The 19,486-nt window shown below is 61.0% G+C and carries 16 protein-coding genes; 12 read left to right on the forward strand and 4 right to left on the reverse strand.

Translation table 11 applies throughout. The annotated features are described in order from the left end of the window. Nucleotides 1-111: 111 nt before the first annotated feature. The 5 genes from NML54_RS00570 (at nucleotide 112) to NML54_RS00590 (ending at nucleotide 7,768) form a co-directional block, all read left to right on the forward strand. Nucleotides 112-1,746, forward strand: a complete 1,635-nt coding sequence (locus NML54_RS00570) for an alpha-glucoside-specific PTS transporter subunit IIBC (protein ID WP_305882348.1) — start codon at nucleotides 112-114, stop codon at nucleotides 1,744-1,746. 253 nt (nucleotides 1,747-1,999) lie between these two features. Next, nucleotides 2,000-2,800 (forward strand): MurR/RpiR family transcriptional regulator, encoded by an 801-nt coding sequence (locus tag NML54_RS08930; protein WP_371925776.1) that lies wholly within the window; start codon nucleotides 2,000-2,002, stop codon nucleotides 2,798-2,800. A gap of 87 nt (nucleotides 2,801-2,887) precedes the next feature. Then, a complete protein-coding gene (locus NML54_RS00580) occupies nucleotides 2,888-3,346 on the forward strand; it encodes a cell shape determination protein CcmA (RefSeq protein ID WP_254755341.1) in 459 nt (152 codons plus the stop codon). A 113-nt stretch (nucleotides 3,347-3,459) separates the two neighbouring features. Continuing rightward, entirely contained in the window at nucleotides 3,460-7,461 is a 4,002-nt protein-coding gene (locus NML54_RS00585) for a DEAD/DEAH box helicase (RefSeq protein ID WP_254755342.1), read from the forward strand. Continuing rightward, complete coding sequence (locus NML54_RS00590) at nucleotides 7,454-7,768, forward strand: hypothetical protein (protein ID WP_254755343.1); 315 nt, start codon at nucleotides 7,454-7,456, stop codon at nucleotides 7,766-7,768. Before NML54_RS00585 ends, NML54_RS00590 begins: the two co-directional genes overlap by 8 nt. Nucleotides 7,769-8,055: 287 nt before the next feature. Here NML54_RS00590 and NML54_RS00595 read toward each other — a convergent pair whose 3' ends face one another. Together NML54_RS00595 and NML54_RS00600 are read right to left on the reverse strand one after the other, a co-directional pair. Continuing rightward, nucleotides 8,056-8,241, reverse strand: coding sequence for an FmdB family zinc ribbon protein (locus NML54_RS00595; RefSeq protein ID WP_254755344.1), 186 nt, complete (start codon nucleotides 8,239-8,241; stop codon nucleotides 8,056-8,058). Nucleotides 8,242-8,470: 229 nt separating this feature from the next. Beyond that, the gene (locus tag NML54_RS00600; RefSeq protein WP_254755345.1) at nucleotides 8,471-9,139 is read right to left on the reverse strand and encodes a 5-formyltetrahydrofolate cyclo-ligase; all 669 of its coding nucleotides are present in this window, start codon (nucleotides 9,137-9,139) and stop codon (nucleotides 8,471-8,473) included. Between the two features lie 329 nt (nucleotides 9,140-9,468). Here NML54_RS00600 and galU point away from each other — a divergent pair, with 329 nt between their 5' ends. From galU to NML54_RS00635, 7 genes are all read left to right on the forward strand, one after another. Next, nucleotides 9,469-10,371, forward strand: a complete 903-nt coding sequence (gene galU, locus NML54_RS00605) for a UTP--glucose-1-phosphate uridylyltransferase GalU (RefSeq protein ID WP_254755346.1) — start codon at nucleotides 9,469-9,471, stop codon at nucleotides 10,369-10,371. A gap of 314 nt (nucleotides 10,372-10,685) precedes the next feature. After that, entirely contained in the window at nucleotides 10,686-12,254 is a 1,569-nt protein-coding gene (locus tag NML54_RS00610) for a hypothetical protein (RefSeq protein WP_254755347.1), read from the forward strand. A 439-nt stretch (nucleotides 12,255-12,693) separates the two neighbouring features. Beyond that, nucleotides 12,694-13,194, forward strand: a complete 501-nt coding sequence (locus tag NML54_RS00615) for a DedA family protein (RefSeq protein WP_254755348.1) — start codon at nucleotides 12,694-12,696, stop codon at nucleotides 13,192-13,194. Between the two features lie 96 nt (nucleotides 13,195-13,290). Further along, entirely contained in the window at nucleotides 13,291-14,541 is a 1,251-nt protein-coding gene (locus NML54_RS00620; RefSeq protein ID WP_254755349.1) for a LysR substrate-binding domain-containing protein, read from the forward strand. A 26-nt stretch (nucleotides 14,542-14,567) separates the two neighbouring features. Beyond that, complete coding sequence (locus NML54_RS00625) at nucleotides 14,568-15,077, forward strand: NUDIX domain-containing protein (RefSeq protein WP_254755350.1); 510 nt, start codon at nucleotides 14,568-14,570, stop codon at nucleotides 15,075-15,077. Then, nucleotides 15,077-16,252, forward strand: coding sequence for a glycine betaine ABC transporter substrate-binding protein (locus NML54_RS00630; RefSeq protein WP_254755351.1), 1,176 nt, complete (start codon nucleotides 15,077-15,079; stop codon nucleotides 16,250-16,252). Before NML54_RS00625 ends, NML54_RS00630 begins: the two co-directional genes overlap by 1 nt. Before the next feature lie 6 nt (nucleotides 16,253-16,258). Continuing rightward, nucleotides 16,259-17,482 (forward strand): pyridoxal phosphate-dependent aminotransferase, encoded by a 1,224-nt coding sequence (locus tag NML54_RS00635; protein ID WP_254755352.1) that lies wholly within the window; start codon nucleotides 16,259-16,261, stop codon nucleotides 17,480-17,482. A gap of 350 nt (nucleotides 17,483-17,832) precedes the next feature. Here the strand turns inward: NML54_RS00635 and NML54_RS00640 are convergent, their stop codons facing one another. Together NML54_RS00640 and xseA are read right to left on the reverse strand one after the other, a co-directional pair. Next, nucleotides 17,833-18,102, reverse strand: a complete 270-nt coding sequence (locus tag NML54_RS00640; protein WP_254755353.1) for an exodeoxyribonuclease VII small subunit — start codon at nucleotides 18,100-18,102, stop codon at nucleotides 17,833-17,835. 53 nt (nucleotides 18,103-18,155) lie between these two features. Further along, nucleotides 18,156-19,457 (reverse strand): exodeoxyribonuclease VII large subunit, encoded by a 1,302-nt coding sequence (gene xseA, locus NML54_RS00645; protein ID WP_254755354.1) that lies wholly within the window; start codon nucleotides 19,455-19,457, stop codon nucleotides 18,156-18,158. Nucleotides 19,458-19,486: the final 29 nt, after the last annotated feature.

A 19,486-nucleotide genomic window follows, 5' to 3' on the forward strand; every position in this document is an offset into this window, starting at 1 on the left:
TATACTTTCGTTTGGGGGTATAAAGATGCGGTGTGACCATCGCAGGCTGGCAACGATCGCCAACCCCTGCGTCCGCTCACTCGACAACCCGAAAGGGCGTATAGCCTCATGATGGAAAAAGTACAGAGGTTCGGCTCTGCCATGCTGGCACCCGTTCTTCTCTTCGCATTCGCTGGCCTCGCGGTCGGTATTGCGATCATTGCACAGAACGGCGACCTGATTCCCCTCGCTGCTGATAAGGAAAGCGCGTGGAACCACTTCTGGTCTGTTTGGGAGTCCGGCGCATGGACCGTCTTCAACCAGATGGAACTGCTCTTCGTAATCGGTCTGCCCATTGCACTGGCAAAGACCGCTAACGCACGTGCAGTGATGGAAGCTGCAATGGTCTACCTGACCTTCAACTACTTCGTCGGCACCATGCTCAAGGTATGGGGCAAGGGCGGCGCCGGCTTCTTCGACCTGGACTACACCACCGACATCTCTAAGAGCGCGGCAGGTACCGGTCTGAAGATGATCGCCGGTATCAAGACCATGGACACCGGTATCTTCGGTGCCATCATCATCTCCGCAATCGTGGTGTGGGCACACAACCGTTGGTTCGACAAGAAGCTGCCCGACTTTCTCGGTATCTTCCAGGGTTCCCAGTACATCTACGGTGTCTGCTTCTTCCTGATGATGCCCGTGGCATTCCTGTTCTCCTGGCTGTGGCCCTACGCTCAGCACGGCATCTCCTCCCTGCAGGGCTTCTTCATCGCATCCGGCGCACTCGGCGTGTGGGTTTACACCTTCCTCGAGCGCTTCCTGATTCCGACCGGTCTGCACCACTTCATCTACTCCCCGTTCGTCTTCGGTAACGTTGTTACCCCGAACGGTATCGCTAAGGACTGGCCGAGCCACCTGACCGAATTCGCAAAGAGCGACAAGCCCCTGAAGGAACTGTTCCCCGGCGGCGGCTTCGCACTGCACGGTAACTCCAAGGTCTTCGCACCCATCGGTATCGCAGCGGCGTTCTACACCACTGCTCGTCCCGAGAAGCGCAAGGAAGTTCTCGCTCTGCTGATCCCCGTCAGCCTCACCGCAATGCTGATCGGTATTACCGAGCCCCTCGAGTTCACCTTCCTGTTCCTGGCACCCCCGCTGTTCCTGGTCCACGCAATCCTGGCAGCATCCATGGCAGCAATCATGTACCAGCTGGGCCTGGTTGGTTACATGGGTGGCGGTCTGCTGGACTTCCTGTTCCAGAACTGGATCCCGCTGTGGGCAAACCACTCCGGCACCTACCTCATGCAGATCGGTGTGGGCCTGTGCTTCACCGTCCTGTACTTCGTGATCTTCCGCTTCATGATCCTGAAGTTCGACTTCAAGACCCCCGGTCGTGAAGAAGACGGCGGCGAGACCAAGCTCTACAGCAAGGCAGAGTACAAGGCCGCTAAGGCTGCTGAGAAGGACGGCGGCGCAGCAGCAGAGTCCGCTGACGGCGACCTCTACGCACCCCGCGCAGCAGGCTTCCTCGAATTGCTCGGTGGCGCAGAGAACATCACCACCGTGAACAACTGTGCAACCCGCCTGCGTGTCTCCGTTGCTGATGAGTCCCTCGTCAGCACCTCGGATGCAGACTTCAAGAATGCAGGTGCTCTGGGCCTCGTCCGCAAGGGCAAGGCATTCCAGGTCATCGTCGGCATGGACGTTCCCCAGGTTCGCGAGCGTTTCGAGACCATGGTGAACGAAGCTAAGACCCTCTCCTAAGAGACTTCAGCTTTCAACCGCCTGACGGCATAACGCCTCATAAGGTATAGACTTTGCCGGCGGTATCGGATAACACCGATGCCGCCGGCGAAGCTGTATCCCGGCTCGCACTCAGGCTCAAATCTGCTGGCATACACACTCAAAGTGAGAGATGACCATCCTCACCCACCCTGGCCGATGACTCTAGAGCGTGTACTATTTATATATTGCTCACCATCGGATTCAGGAGCTTTGAGTGGATTTACAAGACGTCGTGAATGCGAACCAGCACCGATTCAGTGAAACTGAACGGGAAATTTTGGCATTCATGCTAGAGAACGAAGAGTTCGTTGCAGAGTCAACGATCAACTCTCTGGCACATAAAACCTATACTTCAACCAGCTCAATTATCCGTTTGACGAAGAAGCTGAACTTCTCCGGATTTGCTGAGTTGAAGTACTTCATTAAGTCTTCTCTGAACCGTAGCGAACCCTTCAACCCGCGGTTCATTGAGAGCGGCCGCGAAGACATTCAGCGCACATACGACTACCTCGAGCATATGGAACTGAGCGGACTGCTCAAGCGCATCCATGAGGCTCGCACTGTGTACTGCTTCGGTACCGGCTACGCTCAGCGCAATGCCGTGCAGGAATTTGCCAAGTCCATGCAGGTTTGCGGTAAGTTCTGCCATGTCATTCCGGCACGTAATGAGTTCGAAAGCGCCATGAACAATATGACCCAGGACGATGTGGTCATCATTGTGTCTTTCTCCGGTCAGACCGAGAACATGCGTGAACACATTAAGATGCTGGCGCTGCGCCGTATCCCCATGATTGCGGTGACCGCCATTGGTGTGAACTACATGTCCTCGCACGCCGAGTACTCCCTGCACTACCAGACCACCCCCACCCACATCAGCACTCAGCGTAAGCCCTACTACTCCTTCGTTGCGCTGTCGGTGCTGCTGGACTACATCGTGCGCCGCTATATTGAATTCGTTGAATATGAGCGCCGCGAGTCCCTGCAAGACCAGGTGGATGAAGCTCTCAACAGTGGGGGCGAAATCGACGCCTGACAAGGCATTACCGTGCCCGTCTGCTCCTTCACTCACTCCTCCTGAATCTGACCGAATCCGCCTGAGATCATCTGAAAGAGACACCCTGTGACCGCAATTTTCGCGCTCATCGAAAATACCGAGAAGATGCGTAAGTACCTGTTCTGGTACCTCATGATTATCCCCGCGTTGCTACTGCTGTGGATTGCTCTGGGCGCAGCGAACTCCCAGATGGACTTCCAAGAAGCTCTGAAGATTCCCTTCTTCACCGTGGCTTTCCTGAACGCATGCCTCAGCCTGCTGTTGGGCGGCACCCTCAAGTTCGCAGGTGCAGAGAACGAACGCACCGAACGAGCCTACGCCCTGTACCTGACCGTTCTGCTGGTCATTATCGGTAACCTGCCCGGCGCGATTCTGAGCTTCTTCCTCTTCCGCTCCCTGCGTTTCGGCAACCTGGAAGGCGAACTGGCACCCAAATACCGTTGGGCGCTTCTGCCCGCCCTGGTCTTCTACGTATTGGTGACCGTAGTGCTACTCGTCGCGAACATCGCAATGTGGTCGAAGTAAGCACAGAGGAACAGGCAAAGCACGCGGGCACACTAAGCACGCAAGCACACGCTGACACCCGCCCCGTTTGAGACACCCGGGCAGAGGACCCCGGAAGAACCACCATCTTCAGTGTGTACGCACAAACGTACACCGCACTGACCCACAAGGACACTCACGACGTGAACCAGATTCCCGAGCCTACCGACGCGCAACACGCACCCGGCACCCCGGCTGATACTGCTCAGCCCACCGCAGCCGCCGGGACCTCAGCAGCGGAAACCCACGAAGTAGCCGACGAAATCAACATCGCCGAGCTACCCGCACACCTGAACCCCGCCCACAAGGACTTCGACCCCTCGGCGGGGCTTGAGCGCTGGGCAGAACAGATGGACGTCTACACCGGCCCGGACGCGATGCTCGACTTCAACCAGGTTGACTACGTGCACATCGACCTGTCCGAATCGAACCCCTCCGGCCTGGCTCAGCTACTCGCCGGACGCAAGACCCGCCTCTCCACAATCCTGCGTGACAAATCGCAGCTTGAGGCGGGCATGCGCTCCGCCCGCACCCTGCGCACCAAAATTTACGAACTCGCCACCGACCACGGCCTTGACTCCGGCTACTTCGTGGCGGGTACCGCCTCCTGGCTGTCACACGACACCCGGGACGCCGCCGCCGCCTACGAGAAGCGTTTCATCGCGCCGATTCTTATGGCGCCGCTGAGCATCACCCCGCACCCGAAGGACGACGACTTCGAGCTGCGCCTCGCCGGTTCCGCACGCCTGAACCCGGCGATGGTCCGCCAGATCAAACAAGAGTACGGCATCGACCTGGGCACCATGGACGTGGCGCAGCTGGCGAACTCCATGTCCCGCCTGGACCCCGAGCCGGTTATCGAGCGTATGCGCGCATCTGCCGGTCGTATTCCGGGCATGACCATTGAGTCGAAGTACTTCATCTCCACCTTTGCTGACCTGAAGGAAAGCCTGGGCGAGCTACCGCACACCGCCATCACCCCGCTGGTTCGTGACCTGGCGGCACTGAAGGTTCCCGGCGTGAAGCCGCGCGAGCTCAACGCCCACAATCTGCAGCAGCCCCTGGATCAGCGCGACCCGTCAGAAGAAATGCTCCTGCTGGACGCTGACGCGAACGCCCAGGAGATTATCGACACCGCGGTCAGCGGTTTCTCCTTCACGATTACCGCGGCGCCCGGCACCGAACCGCTGCGTACCGCCGTGAACATTGCTTCCGCCCTGATGGGTCGTGGTAAGTCTGTGCTCGTGGTGGGCGAGAAACGCTCTACCCTGGCTGAATTCTCGGCGCTACTCAAACGCACCGGCATTGAGAGCCTGCGCTACGATCTGCTTGCCGAACATGACGCTGAAGCTCAGCGCGCCGAGTTCATTCGCGCGATTGTGCGCAATGAGGGTGCGGAAGAACCGAACTCTGAGGACCTGAACGAAGAGCTTGTGGCGACCCGTGCCGCGCTGCTCGACCACATTCGTGCCCTGCTGAACAAGGACGCGAACTGGCAGATCTCTGTCTACTCGGCGCTACAGCGTTTGGCTGAGCTGACCGCCTCCGAGGACGGTCCGGCAACCCGTGTGCGTTTTGATCGCCCTATGCTTGATGCGCTCATGGAGCGTGAGCAGGCGCGTGCCGAGCTGGTGCGCCTAGGCGAGATTGATGGTTTTGCGGCGGCTTCGCGTATCTCCCCGTGGTACCGTGCCCGCCTGGTCAATGATGAGGAAGCCGCCGAGGCCTACGCCCTGGTCGTTACCCTCAAGTCCTCCCTGCTGAACCTGCGCGAGGCGATGAACCGCACCAGCGCCATGCTGGGTCTGCGCTGCGGCTGCACCATCGCCGAGTGGGAGTCGCAGCTGGCGATTCTGATGCGCATCCGTGAGACACTCAAGCGGTTCCGCGCGGACGTCTACGACCGTCCGGTGACCGACCTCATCGCAGCGACTGCCTCCGGTGCGTGGCGCCGTGAGAACGGCATCGAGATGAGCAGTATGCAGCGTTCCCGCCTGCGCCGCGCAGCGAAGGAGTACATCCTGCCCGGCGTGAATATTGGTGACCTGCACGAGCAGCTGAAGGTAGTTCAGGCGGAACGTGCCGAGTGGATTCGCCATATTGAGGCGCCCCGCACCCCGCAGATCCCGGAGAACCTGGATCAGCTGGCTGACACCCTGAACTCCCTGGTTTCTGAGCTGGCGGGCCTGGGGATTGTCCTGGCTGACACCGTTGAGGGCACCGATTTTGTGCGCACCGAGCTGGACGTGCTGGATGCGCGCCTGGACGCCCTCATGGCGGATCGCATGCTGCTGATGACCCTGCCTGAGCGTGAAGCTCTGACCCAGAAGCTGCGTGAGCGCGGCCTGTCGGAGCTGCTCGATGACCTGTACGCACATCAGGTTCCAACTGAGGCTGTTTCCGCTGAGCTGGAGCTCGCCTGGTGGCAGTCTGCCCTGGAATTCTTGCTGCAGCATCACGAAGGTAAGCTGCTGGACGGCGACCGTCTGCGCGACACGGAATCCCGTTTCCGTCGCGCCGACTACGCCCACATGACCAGCGCCCCGGCGCGTCTGCTGGCGAAGATTGCGCGCGTGTGGACTGAACGTATTGAGTCTGAGCACGACCAGGCGGCGTACCTGAAGAGTCAGCTGCGCGGCTACGAGTTCGTGCTCGAGGAGCTGTTGACTCACGCCCCGGTCATGGCGCGTACCCTGTTGCCGCTGTGGACTGCAAGCCCCTTCGCCCTGGCGCGTAAGGTTCCCGCCTCCATGCGTTTTGATACGGTGCTGCTGCTGGACTCCGAGTCGACCCCGCTGGCGGCAAACCTGCCAGCGATTACCCGCGCCGACCAGGTGATTGCCCTGGGCGACCCGCATTCGGGTTACCCCTCGCCGTTCATCGTATCCGCACCGACTTTCGGTGCGCCCGAACCGACCGATGAGCAGCTGGACAGCACCTTTGACGTGCTCGCTACCGTGCTTCCCAACCGCACCTTGGCGATGCTGCACCGCAGCATGGACCCGGTGATTCTGGACTACCTGAACCGTGAGTTCTACGGTTCGCAGCTGCATGCGGCTCCGGTGAGTCGCGCCTCCTCTCAGCCTGCCGTTTCGCTGACCGTTGAGTACATTGATACTCGCGGTAAGGTCAGCGATAACGCGAACCTGGATTCGCCCGGTGTTGAGGTGGAGCGCGTGACGAACCTGGTGCTTGAGCACGTGTACCGTACCCCGGATCGTTCGCTGGCGGTTGTGACTGCTAGCCCGAAGCACGCTCAGCGTGTGGCTGAGTCGGTGCGTCACGCCTTGAGCCTGTACCCGCAGCTGGCGCCGTTCTTCGCCGCCGGTGAGGAGTCTTTCCGCGTGGTCGATCTGACCCGCGCTGAGAGCCTCGAACGCGACACCGTGATTTTCTCTCTGGGTGTGGGCCGTGCCCGCTTGGGTCAGGCATCGTATGATTTGGGTCAGCTGTCTGCCGAGCACGGTCGCCAAGGCTTTGTGGTAGCGTTGACTCGTGCCCGCCGCGCCCTGCGTATTGTTTCGTGCATTGACCCGTCGGAGCTGGACCCGCAGAAGCTGCATCATGGTGCGGTGGACTTCTACCACCTGCTACGTGAGCACGCGGAACGTCAGGCACGTGAAGAGGCGGAGGCGAAGGCGCAGCGCGTGCCGGAGACCCTGCCACGTAACGCATTCTTGGCAGCTGATAATGCGGACACCCCGGATTTGGGCGATTGGCTAATGAACGATTTGGTGGCTCGCCTGCAGGCTAGCGGTGTGCGCGTGAGCCGCGGTGAGGGCGATATAGCTCTGATTGCGCACGCCCCGGAGAAGCTGGCTGCTGAGCCGGTGCCCGCGCTGGGTGTGGATCCCGGGGTGTCTTCGCAGCCGAGTGCTCCGGTGGCTATGCCGCTGGTGGCGTGCTCTGATGGCGAGCAGAATTACGCGCGTGCTTCGGTGCGTGAGCGTACCCGTCTGCTGCCGGAGCGTCTGAGCCGCACGGGCTGGAACTACATTACGCTGGGTACCCTGGAAGTGTTCGCCGATCCTGACGCTGTGGTGGCGCGCGTGCTGCACTACCTGGATATGGATGAGGGCGCTGAGATTCGTGGCTAGTTATTCGTCGACGCCGAAGCCTCGCCGCGGTCACCGTCGTGTGAGCGGCGGCGGCTCGGTGAGTGGGGCTGAGCCTCTGCTGGTGGGTGTGACGACGCCTCCGATCGTGGCTTTTCCGGCCGTGGCTTCGGGTACCTCGTCTGCTGCGGCTTCAGCGAAGAAAGCTGATGCCCAGAGCCAGAACTCCCAGAAGGCGGGTTCTCAGAGCGCGGCTACTTCCGTGCAGCCGCTGACCCCGGAGGAGCGCGAGCGTCTGGAATGGATGCGTCAGCAGCGTCCCCCGCACTGGGGTAACAATATCGTGTAGCGCATCCAGTCGGGAGTGCTTCTTAAACGCCGAGGGGGGGGGGGGGGGGGGGGGGGGGGGCCCCCCCCGGGGGGGGGGGGGGGGGGGGGGGTGGGGGGGGCGGGGGGGGGGGGGGGGGGGGGGGGCGGGGGCGGGGGGGGGGGGGGCGGGGGGGGCGGGGCGGGGGACCCCCCCCGGGGTTAAAAAATTGGGTTCCGCCCCCCGTGGGGGGGGGCCTTATAACCCCCCGGGGGGGGGGCAACCTGGTGTGCCCCCGCCCCTCGTTTTGGCTGGTGTGGAACTTCCGTTTAGGAGTTTCCCTTGTCGGTGCTGTAGAAGCCGGAGCCCTTGAAGGTCACGCCGACGGTGTTGTAGCGCTTGCGTAGGGTTTCTTCGCCGCACTGCGGGCAGATGCGCAGTGCGGCGTCGCTAAAGGACTGGCGCTGTTCAAAGACGTGGTTGCAATTCTTGCACTGGTAAACGTAGACCGGCATTTTGTCCTTCTGTATCCGTTTTCGCTGGGATGGTTTATTAACGTGGTTTGAGTGTACCGCTTTTGAAAGCTTGGGAGCTATTTGCGTTTTCTTCTCAAATAGCCATTTCTGTTTCTTTTCGCCTTTTTCGTGAGTGATTTTGTTGGTGTGTTCCTGCATATCTTTGCGTTTTGCATAAAGATTCGGGGTGTCAATCAAAAGCGAACCGGGCATGGGGAGTCGGGTGCTTTTAGCCCTGCTGGTGAGCGTGGAAAATACCCCGCTCAGTGAGAATCACCGGCAGAATAGCGTCCCACTGATCGTAGGGGATAGCTTCATAAATTTCGTCAGCAAAGACCACGCCGATGCTCTGCTCCTTCAGTTGCTGTGCGCTGAGCAGGGGGATAATCCGGTCGTAGTAGCCGCCTCCTTGACCGAGGCGGTGCCCGCCAGCATCAAAGGCGAGAGCGGGGATGAGGCGCAAATCGGCGTTTACGAATGCCTGTGAGTCCTGTTCTTCGCCTTCGGGTTCGGGGATTCCCATGGGATTGAGCGGATGTTCAACGGCGGGGTCCCAGTGCACCCAGGCGAGTTTGCGGCCGGGACGCACGACGGGCACGAGGATGCGGTGTCCCTGCTCATGGAGAGCGTTTAGTGCTTGAAGAATGGGTGGCTCAGATTTGGTGGGCAGATATGCCGCAATGGTGCCGGGGGAGTGGGTCCGCTGCGCGACCGCCTCGAGAATGTGGTGGGTGAAAAGGTCAGCTAGATGCTGCTGTCCGTGTTCGCCGCGGTGGCTGCGTGCGGTAAGGCGGCGTGGGCGGATTTGAGAGCGGAGAATGTCTTTATCCAGGGAGATGTCGTCTGCGCTGGCACCGGTTTCGGAGTTGCTGGTGGCGGCTGCGGTATTGAGGTTCATGGGGTGTCCCATCGTCGTTGCGGGTCTTGGGTGAAGTATTGGGGCAGCGTACCCGTAGGGGTGCGCTGAATCTGGGCTGAGAGGCATCCATGTATGGGATGAAAACATCCTAATGAGCGGCAAAAAGCGAGCTATTCTGCCGGAGTGTAGATTCCACTTTTTAGTATAGGGTTTGAGAAAAATAGCATTGGGTAACGCGGGGCGTATTTTCTCTGCACACCTAAGAATGTACCACCGCGGATATGTAGTTAGTCACGTTGAAGATTTTTTCATGTCATAGTGTCGATAAATCGCATTAAGCACTTTACAACTTAGGGTATTCTTGTGGCATGGCTACTGAAATTAAGTCTGTTACTAAGGCAGTTATTCCTGCTGCTGGTCTGGGCACCCGATTCCTGCCCGCAACGAAGGCAAACCCCAAGGAAATGCTCCCCGTCGTCGATCGCCCCGCGATTCAGTACGTGGTGGAGGAAGCAATTCGTGCCGGTCTGAACGACGTTCTGATGATTACCGGCCGTAACAAGCGCGCTCTCGAGGATCACTTCGACCGTGTTCCCGTTCTGGAGCAGCAGCTCGCTGAGCAGGGTAAGGACGCCCTGCTCGCCTCCGTGGTAGCTACCAATGAGATGGGTGGTGACCTGCACTACGTGCGTCAGGGCGACCCCAAGGGTCTGGGCCACGCTGTTCTGCGCGCAAAGCGCCACGTTGGCGACGAAGCATTCGCTGTTCTGCTCGGCGATGACCTGATTGATGAGAAGGAAGACCTGCTCGCTCGCATGGTGGAGGTCCAGGAGCGTACCGGCGGTTCCGTCGTTGCTCTGATGGAGGTTCCCCGCGAGGCTATTTCTGCTTACGGTGCAGCTGCTATTGAGGCTGTTGAGGGCGAGGATGGTTTCGTTAAGATTACCGGTCTGGTTGAGAAGCCTGCTGCTGATGAGGCTCCCTCGAACTACGCTGTGATCGGCCGTTACGTTCTGAGCCCGAAGGTCTTCGAGGTTCTGGAGAACACCGCTCCGGGCCGTGGCGGCGAGATTCAGCTGACCGACGCTCTGCAGACCCTGGCTCAGCGGGAGGGCGAAGGTGTCTACGGCGTGGTCTTCTCCGGCCGCCGTTTCGACACCGGTGACAAGCTGTCCTACCTGAAGGCAAACGTTATTCTTGCTGCTGAGCGCCCCGAGTTCGGTGATGACCTGCGCGCATGGCTGAAGGACTTTGTCGCAGAGAACTGCTAAGCACTCTGCATCCGCCCTCTCATGAGGGCAACCGATAAATACCAACCACGCTGAGGAAGGCATTCTTTCCGGTGGGGCGTTAGCCCCGGGGAAAGGCGCCTTCCTCGTTTCGCACATATCATTTCGTGTGCTGGGTACTACTGTGAGGGCTCAGTGGTACTTCTGGAGTGAGGCTGCGAGGCATCCTCGCGTCCATATTCCTTCCGGGGTATATGCACATATCCAGTCCGATTCTTGCCGCTTATGGAAAGCATCGGGAATATAAGGGTATGATTAAAGTCTAGGGATAAAGGGACGATAGAGGGCGACCTGATATGACGCTGTTGAACACCTCGGGTGTGTTGGTAATTCTGACCGTAATTTTGCTGCTGTGGTTTGTGCCCAGGAGTCTGCGTCGCGCGCCCGCTGGTTCCGCCATGGAACCTGAGCGTCCCCTGATTAGCGCCGAGCGTACCGCTGAGGACATTCTCGCCTCCGCAGGTGTGCTGCTGAATGAGTCGGAGGCGTACCAGTCCTCCGATCATGCGGTGCCGTTGGGTACCTCCCTGCCCTCTTCCGCTCTTCCGCAGGTTTCTTCCCGTTCCTCCCACACGATGGAGGAATCCGCCCAACCTGCGCCCGATATGGCTTCTATTTCACAGATTCGCGATTCTTCCTCGACTGCCCCGTACACGGACGAGAATCCGGTTGTGGAGGACGCAAAGCTCTCGTCTCTGTCCTACTTTGATACTTCCAGCCCGAGCGGTATTGCCCTGCTGGTTGCTGTTGCGTTGGCTGGTTTGGGCCTTCTGAGCGGCGTTCTTGCTCTCTTTGATGCCGTGGCGTGGGGCTGGGCTGTTCTCTTCCTGATTCTTGCCGGTGGCGCTTGGGCTGTGAGCCGTTTTGGTCTGCTGGACCCTCATGCCACCCAGGTCAAGGCGAACCGCGATGAGCGCCGAGCCAAGGCCGAGGCAGAAGATGCATTTGAGGACGAATCTGAGGATGAAGAGTCCGATGATGAAGAGGCTTACGATGACGCTTCCGAGCCGGTAGAGGATTTGGAAGCTGAAGCTCCTGTAGCTGAAGCTGCGGAAAAGTCTGAACCTCAGGCTCGCCCCGCTGCCCGTGAGGCCGCTACCCGCAAATCTGCTGGCGGTGTGAACCGTGAGACGGCGGGGGTCAGTCGTTCGCACATTGTGGTGGAATCTTCAGCTGAGGCTGCCGAAGTAACTACTCACACGGACGCACCTGCTGTGGCACCTGCTCATTCTTCTCGTGCTGTCCCTGCTCATTCTGCCGTCGCTCGTTCTACCGAGCCGCCTGCGGCTCACCGCCAGGAGCGTCATCAGCAGGGCCCGAGCCGTTTCCAGCCGATTCGCCGCGGTAGCGTGCTCTTCGATCAGGAGAGAGGCTCCGCTGCTTCCTCTGCTGCGCCGCGCGCTGCGGCACAGCCTCAGTCGGCCCCGCATCAGGTAGCGCAGGCACCGGTAGTTCCGAGCGAGCCCGCTCAGGCACGTGCGGTTCCCGCTCAGCCGGTACCTGCTGCCCAGTCGGTAGCAGCTCCCGCACAGCAGCCCGCAATTCACCCGGATCAGCCGGTGGCCCGCCAGGCTCTGCGTGACGGTTCGCCCGTCCGTCAGGCACCTGCTGCTCAGGCTCCCGCTCAGTCGGTTCCCGAAGAGATTCCTCTGCCGGATGTCCTGGACGATTCCGAGTTCGATGCGCTGGATATCGCCTCGCTGAACGATTCGGCTCTCTCGACCGGTGCTACTGCGACCGGTGGTGTTCGTTCGACGAACCGTCACCCCGGTGCCGGCTCCTCCTTTGAGGCGGTGAGCAACACCTGGAACCCGGTTCAGCTGCCCAAACCGCTGAGTGCTCTGCGCCGTCAGGATAAGAAGTAAGTTTTAGCTTTTACTATGTGCAAAACCCCGACAGTTTACGCTGTCGGGGGTTTTGCTTTCCCTGGGGGCTGGGGTGGTCTGGGGGTGCTGGGGTGGTTAAAAAGAAAAGGAACCCCATCCATGGGGTTCCTTTTCTAGCATCACACACAGGAAGAAAGTCTTCTAGACCGATTAGGAAGGCCTTCCCACAAGGCCTGCCCTATTCGGTAATAAAAATATATCCTAATTCCCCTGCGGGTGACAAGCTGAAAATAGCGACAGCCTGTCAATAAACTAAGGTTGACCTAAGTAAAATCCCCGCCATTGCAGGCAACAAGGGGCAATAACCCCCGACTGAAAAAAGTTTAAAAAAATTTTCTGCCCCCTCAAAAAGTCGAATAAGAAGCCTCAAAAAACCTTCAATCAGGTCAATATCGCCCACTCATGAGAGAATAGCCGGGTGAAAGAATGGTTTGACACACTCCCGATTGAGGTTGCCCTAGCTTTCATGTGGGTGGTCGGTATCGTCCGCACCAGCATCGTGTACGCTCTTGGCGTGCTCGCTGCTGAAGGTGGTGCCCGCCTCGACCGCATCCGCAAAGCAATGGACAGCCCGCTCTACCGTAAAGCGCGCTGCTTGATTAACCGGTGGGGCGTTATTGCTGTGCCCCTCTGCTATCTCACCGTGGGTCTGCAAACCGCGGTCATCATCACGACCGGCTTCACGAAAATGCCTCTGCGCCGCTGGGTTCCCGCGATGCTGGTTGGAACCTTTATGTGGGCGTGCATTTACACCACCATCGGCTTCGCAATTCTTGCAGCCCTCGGCCTGGAGCCGTGGATGTTCCCGCTCGCCCTTGCCATCGTTATTACGGTGCTGGTCATTGTGACTCAGCTGCGCGAACGCCGCATTAATCGCGAAACTGCTGAGAACACTGCCGATAACATCGCCGAGAGCTAGTCCTACCTTCAGGGGGGGGTGGGCGCACTATCTCGCCGGGTTGAGGCCGCTCGCCTGACCCCAATGCCCCCGCCCAAGATGTGCTAGCGTGGAGGGATGAGTTCATCCGCATCCTCCACCGCAGGCATCCCCGAAGAGCAGCCCGTCAACGACCTTGCCCTCACCGCAATCGACCTCGAGCAGAGCGCGCCCGAAAACGCTACCGACCAGGTAGAAACCGAAGCGCTCGTCGAGGCCCCCATCCGCGTGTACCTGCATCCCGAGCAGCTGGCGATGATTCAGACCCCGGAGGCTCTGCCCGTCCCCGTGCTGCAGCGCTCCGTGCTGCGTGTTAGCTACGTACCGGCAATCATGCCCGGTAAGTGGTTCAACCGCTGGCATGAGCGTTTCGGTGACCGCGTGCAGCTGGCGGAGGTGCCCGTGCGTGAGGCGCGCGGCCTGGACTCCCTACATCAGGATCTGGGGCTGATTGATCCCGCCATTTACCCCGCCATTAACCCCGCCGCTGGATCCGCTACTGGATCCTCCGTTGAATCCGCCGCTGGGTCCGCAGAAGAGGGAACCGCCGTCTCTGAGGTGCCCGCCGAGGTTAGCGCTGAGGCTACCGAGCACGCCCCCATTGAGCGTAAGGATGTGCCCGAGAACCCCTTCGCGCATATGAGCATTGTGCGCCCCGACCGCGAACCGGCAAGCACCGACGGCGAGAAGTACCACAGCATCCGCCTCTACGAGGAACTGCCCGTGGTTATTCTGCCGGTGGACCATGTGCTCACCGTGCTTGATGAGGTGCCTGTGGAGGAGCTTGCCGAAGAGTTCCTGCTGCAGCCCGCCTCCGATATTCCCGCCTATGAGGAAGTCTCCCGCGCATGGCGTGAGAGTGCCGGTCGCATCGTGCCCGAGGGTCTGACCGATAAGGAAACCATCGAACTGGTTGCCGCCGGTGTGGGCCTGTACATTGTGCCCATGTCCATCGCGCGTTTCTACCACCGCAAGGACCTCACCTACCGCCCGGTCGCGGGTCTGGACACCTACCCGGTGCACCTGGTCTGGCCGCGTGCCCCCAAGGGTGAGCCGCGCAGTGAAGAGCTCGAAGCGCTCCTGCAGGACTTCATCGGTATTGTGCGCGGCCGCACCGCAACCAGCGACCGCGGTAGCGAAACCCGACAGGCACGCGCCGAACGCATCGCCGCCGAAAAAGCAAAGGAAAAAGCGAAGGCACGAGCAGCCAACGCCCGCCGTGAAGCCCGCGATAAAAAGCGCGCCAACGCCAAGAAAAACGGCAACGCGCGCCAGCACGCTCGACAGTCCGCCAAAGCCGCCAGCGCACGCCGCGGCAAGAAACGCTAAAGAACGATAGACGGTAAAATCAAACCATGGCATTAGCAATGGAAACCCGACCCGCAGCCTACGCAGTCATCATTGAGCAGGGCAAGCTGCTCATGACTCGTTGGGTGCCCGAAGACCGCGCGCTCAGCCCCCTCTGGTCCCTGCCCGGAGGCGGCATGGAACCCGGCGAACAGGCGGACGAGACCGCGCTGAGGGAAACCCTCGAAGAGACCGGCTACAGCGTCGCCATTGAAGACATTCTGGGCGTGCACGCCGGACACTTCCTCGTGCGCTCCACCCAGAAAGACCCGCAGGCGCTGCCCTTCTGCGCCCTGCGGGTGGTTTTCCGTGCCCACATTGTCACCGGCGAACTGCGCCACGAAATCAACGGTTCTTCCGACACCGCACGCTGGGTACCCATCGCTGAGCTGGACACCATCCGCTACGGCACCCTCATCGACGAGGTCGCCTCCATGATGGGCTATTCCAACGCCGCCAGCTGGGCACGCGAATACCGCGAATTTCTTGCCGACGAAAACGCACGGAAGCTTCCCTAATGAACCGACTAATCCTCACCCGCCGTGCGGCGCTCACCTCCCTGGCGCTCATGCCGCTGCTCGCCGCCTGCGGTAGCAACGACACGACTCCGCACGTGGATCCCTCCGCGTCCAGCTACGGTACTCTGCGCATCGGCTACGGTGCCCTACGTGAGATGCGCGCCGTAGCGCACGTGTACGCGCGCGCCCTGCGACAGGTCGGCTACTCCGTTGAACTTGTTGACACCGACAACAGCCGCGCTACCGCCCTGCGCGGGCTCATGGTTCCTTCGGCGAACTCCGCCACCCCCACCGCAACTCTGCCCGACGATGAGGAAAGTAGCGCCACCGCCGTCGAGGCGTTAGACCTGGTTATCGACTACAGCGGCGACCTGCTGCTCTACCTGACCGACGACGGCAAAATCAGTCCCGCCGCCGCGCAGAACGAACGCATCGCAGCCTCCGTGAGCGCCTCCGCTCAGGCAGCCGGCGTGACCCTGCCCCCGGCAGCTACCCCCACCGCGGAGGAGAGCACCGCCTCCGCGCATGCTACGGACGCAACCGCGAGCCCCACCGCAAGCTCCACCCGCTCCGCAGACCCCATCAACCTGCGCGCCATGAGCACCACCGACATGACCAACGCCATCTCGCGCATCCTGCCCGAAGAGCTCATGCTTCTCAACGGTGCTAGCGCCACCAACAAGGATGTGCTGGTCACTACCCGCGCCGTGAGCGCCCGCTACAAGTTCAGCTCCCTCGCGAACCTGCGCGATGTGCAGTCGAGTCTGGTGTTCTCCATCCCGACCGGGTACTCCAGCGGTACTTACGGCGTGGATTCTTTGCGGAGCCTCTACCGCTACCGTGTGCACGACCCGAAGATTCAGGACAACCCCGCCGAGCGCGTTAAAGCCCTCACCGCAGACACCGTGCAGGTGACCCTGCTGCACAGCTGCGACTCCGCGATTGAAGAGAATCGCCTAGTCACCCTGGAAGACCCGTCAACGGCGCTTCTGCAGCAGCAGCTGGTGCCCATTATTCGTCGTACCCTGCCAGATAGCGCCCGTACGGCAATTAACCGCGTATCATCTACATTAGACACGGGTAACCTCTCGTTCCTGTTGCGTCTGACCAGCGGATCCAACCCCATCGCAGATGACGACGCAGCACAATTCATTTTGGATCACCCTAGAAAGTAAATCATCATGACGAAGTACCGTCAGTCCTCAAAGTTGAGCAACGTCCTGTACGACATCCGCGGCCCCATTCTGGATGAGGCCAATCGCATGGAAGCGATGGGTCACCGCATCCTCAAACTGAACATTGGTAACCCCGCACCCTTCGGCTTTGAGGCGCCGGATGCCATCATGATGGACATCATTCGTCACCTGCCCGAAACCCAGGGCTACTCTGACTCTCGCGGTCTCTACTCGGCACGTACCGCTATTGTGCAGCACTACCAGAACCGCGGCATCATGAACCTCGACACCGACGCCGTCTACCTGGGCAACGGCGTGTCCGAGCTGATCCCGATGACCCTGCAGGCACTGTGCGAGACCGGCGACGAAATCCTGGTGCCTATGCCCGACTACCCGCTGTGGACCGCATCCACCGCGCTGGTGGGCGGTAAGCCCGTGCACTACCTTTGCGATGAGGAAAACAACTGGTACCCGGATATTGAAGACATTAAGTCGAAGATTACCGAGCGCACCAAGGGCATCGTGGTTATCAACCCGAACAACCCCACCGGCGCCGTGTACCCGCGCTCCGTGCTCAAGCAGATTGTCGATGTGGCACGCGAGCACGGCCTGGTGGTCTTCTCTGACGAAATCTACGAAAAGATCACCTACGACGGCGCTGAAGCCATCAACATGGCAACCCTCACCGGCGACGACGTGCTCTGCCTGACCTTCTCTGGTCTGTCCAAGGCGTACCGCGTCTGCGGTTACCGTGCAGGCTGGGTCGCTATCACCGGCCCCAAGAAGGATGCCGCAAGCTACCTTGAGGGTATTCACCTGCTCGCCTCCATGCGCCTGTGCTCCAACGTCCCGGCACAGCACGCAATCCAGACCGCGCTCGGCGGCTACCAGTCCATTAACGAGCTGATTGTTCCCGGCGGTCGCCTGTACGAGCAGCGCACCCTGGCGCACAAGATGCTCAACGAGATTGACGGCATCAGCTGCACCAACGCGGAAGGCGCGCTCTACCTGTTCCCGAAGATCGACATTGAGCGCTTCGACATTACCGACGATGAGCAGTTCGCCCTGGACCTGCTCAAGAGCCAGAAGATCCTCTTCAGCCACGGCCGCGCGTTCAACTGGAAGGACCCGGACCACTTCCGCCTGGTGTTCCTGCCCGATACGCAGACCCTCACCAGCGCCCTGGAGCGCCTGGGTAACTTCATGGCTGACTACAAGCAGAAGCACTAGCCCTGCTCTCTCTGCTACGTATAGACGGAAAATAGCCTGCCCCGCAGTTCTGATGAGCTGCGGGGCAGGCTATTTTTAGCGGCTTCGCGGATGCGCGCTGCGCCAGAGGGCGGAGCAACGCGCCGGGGGGGGGGGGGGGGGGGGGGGGGGGGGGTTTTGCCCCCCGGGCCCCGGCCGGCCGTTGGCCCGGCCGGGGGGCCCGGGGCCCCGTTTCCGGCGCACCGCGGCCCCGGCCCCCCCCCCGGGCCCCGCGCCGGGCGGGCTCTTTTTTTCCGCCCGCCCCCCCCCCCCCCCCCCGCCCCCCGCCCCCCCCCCCCCCCCCGGGGGGGGGGGGGAGAGAGAGAGGCGTGCTAGTTCGCCGCAGGCTCCTGACCTGCCTGTGCGCCTGCCTGCGTGCCGCGTGCCGCGTTCAGGCGCTCCTGCGCGCCCTGCAGCCACGCCTCGCAACGGGCGGCAAGCGCCTCGCCACGCTCCCACAGAGCGATAGAGGTCTCCAGGTCGCTGGCGCCGGACTCCAGCTGGCGCACGACCTGCTCCAGCTCGGCGCGCGCCTGCTCGTAGCCGAGGGTTTCGACGGGTGCGCCCAGCTCGGCGCTGTTGAAGCTAATGTTCTCGCTCATTGAGGAACCTTTCAGGGGTAAAAACCAGGGGTAAAACGTAGGGGTATCGATGTTTAGGAGATATTTGAGGGATCCGTAGAAGTCACGGTCGCCTGCGCCGAACCGGTCGCCGCGCGCACCGTAATCTGCTCGCCCTCACTCAGCGCCGAAGCGTCACGCACAATAGCGCCCGCGGCATCCTGAACGATGGAGTAGCCGCGGTTGAGCGTCTGCGCAGGCGAGAGCGAACGCACCCGCGCCAACGTATGCGACAGAGTCGCCGATTCACGCTCCAGACGGTGCTGCACCGAACGGTGAGCGCGCTCGCGCAACTGGCTCAGCTCCTCCACACGCATGAGCAGGGAGGACTCCGGGTGGGTGAGCACCGGGCGGCTACGCAACTGCGCAATGTAGTTCATCTGCATGCCCACGTAGCCGAGCACCGCACGGTCCAGGCGGGCGCGAGTCTCGGTGATGCGGGCGGTTTCCTCCGAAATATCGGGCACAATGCGCTTACCCGCATCGGTGGGGGTGGATGCGCGCAGGTCGGCGACCGCATCGAGGATGGGGGAGTCCGCCTCGTGACCGATTGCCGAGACCACCGGGGTGGTGGCCGCCGCGACGGCGCGGATGAGCGCCTCCTCGGAGAAAGGCAACAGGTCCTCGAAGGAGCCGCCGCCTCGGGCGATGACGATGACGTCCACCTCCGGGTGGGCATCCAGCTCGGCGAGAGCCGCAATGACCTCAGCCGCCGCACCCTCACCCTGAACGCGGGTATTGCGCACCTCGAAGACCACGCCGGGCCAGCGCAGGGAGGCGTTGCGGATAACGTCCTTCTCCGCGTCAGAATCGCGACCGGTAATCAGACCCACGCGATTCGGCAGCATGGGCAGCGGCTTCTTACGCGCGTCAGAGAACAGCCCCTCAGCGGCGAGAGCTTCACGCAGACGCTGCAGTTGCTCGTGCAGGTTACCGGTGCCGACCGCGTACACTTCCTTGCCGATGAGGGAGAGCTTGCCGTTCTTCCACAGGCTCGGCTTGGCGCGGGTGACGATGCGAGCGCCTACGGTCACATCAGCCGCCAGGCCGCTACCGGCACGCCCGAAGAGCGCGAGGGTGAAGGAGAAATCTTCGTTGAGGTCTTTGAGTTCCATGAAGACGTTGCCGCCGCGGCCGTTGAGGGAGGCTACCTGCGCCTCCACCCAGAGCTCGGGAACCTTGTCTACGTAGTTTTTGAGGTTCTGCGCGAGCAGGGCGAGGGGCCAGGGGTTGGTGGCGGTGGTTTCCTGAGACTTCCCGGGAAGCTGCCGCTCGTGCGCGGGTGGCACCACCAATGCGGGTGCCGGCTGCGCTGCGGAGGGGTTGTAGAAGTTCATACTCTCTATTGTCCCTGATTGGTCGGTTA

The sequence above is a fragment of the Rothia gullae genome, from assembly GCF_024294905.1.
Taxonomy (GTDB): domain Bacteria; phylum Actinomycetota; class Actinomycetes; order Actinomycetales; family Micrococcaceae; genus Rothia.